2 protein-coding genes are annotated in these 1,006 nt (G+C 49.3%); both read right to left on the bottom strand.

The annotated features are described in order from the left end of the window. A partial coding sequence (locus tag NWE96_11105; protein ID MCW3984520.1) for a terminase family protein occupies positions 1-699 on the bottom strand: 699 nt, incomplete at its 3' end. Further along, the coding region (locus NWE96_11100) for a hypothetical protein (GenBank protein ID MCW3984519.1) at positions 671-1,006 on the bottom strand (336 nt) is incomplete at its 5' end. The genes NWE96_11105 and NWE96_11100, both read right to left, overlap by 29 nt.

The raw sequence follows: 1,006 nt of genomic DNA, 5'->3' as shown, positions 1-1,006 counted from the left end.
CGCCAACGCTTTCTCCCAACTGAAATGGTGCCTGGCGAAATCTGAGTAATCCCTGTGATTGCACATCTTCCAAAACAAAGAATCACTGTTAAAAGGCGTGCTGCTCACTATCAGCTTGCCATTCGTGGTTCCAAGCGTAAACAAAATGGCATCGTACAAGTCCTCATCGTTAGGCGTGAACCCGCATTCATCCCAATACAACCGATGAAACGTGTTACCCCTCACAGTATCAGGATTATTCGGAAAAGCCTCAATCACCGAACCATTACTGAAGCTGATTCGGGTTTTCTGAACATGCACTTCGCCAGCGGGAAGGTTACGGCAAAAACTCGCCACACGCCTAATATTCAACTTCGTCTGACGCCAGCTAGGACCAATAAACCCAATGTACAAGTCAGGATTCTCATACGCATCCTGCAAAAGCAAAGCGCCAATTGACGTGCTCTTGCCCGTTTGCCTTGGCCACCTTACCGCAAGAAACTGATTCTCCCGATACAGCTTCGCCAGCTCAAGCTGATACCAGAATGGCCTCAGCTTGCACACGTCACTGAAGAACTTGGCTGTATCGCCTTTAACCTGGTCTACCGCCGCCTTCTTCGACTCATCTAGAACCTTAGCCTCTTCTCGAAAGTATTGACGCTGCAGGTCATAGTCACCCTTATGCCACGTTCTAGCCCTTCTTGCCACGCTCGGAATCAAACTTGCGTCTCAACTCCAAAATTTCAGCTTCAAAACCCCGAATATCCACGTACTCAACGAACAGCTCCTTGTAGATTTTCACGCCCTGAATGATGCTCCGCAAACGCAGAGTTTCAGCCTGCTCTAAGCCAGGAGTCTCCAGAGCCCTCAACGCCGCACTTAACGTCTTCAACGCTTCCTCTACGCTTGGAAGCTCGGAGGGCAACTGCAAACTGGTTGTTGTAGTGCGCTCTGATTTTGCCCGCACTACTACATCTAAGCCAAGACGCGCAATCTTTATTCGAATGCAATCACGGGTTTTTCCCAG

The organism is Candidatus Bathyarchaeota archaeon, from assembly GCA_026014685.1.
Lineage (GTDB): Archaea > Thermoproteota > Bathyarchaeia > Bathyarchaeales > Bathycorpusculaceae > Bathycorpusculum.
Note: the sequence above shows the minus strand (reverse complement) of the source record. Positions and strands in the feature narration are given on the sequence as shown.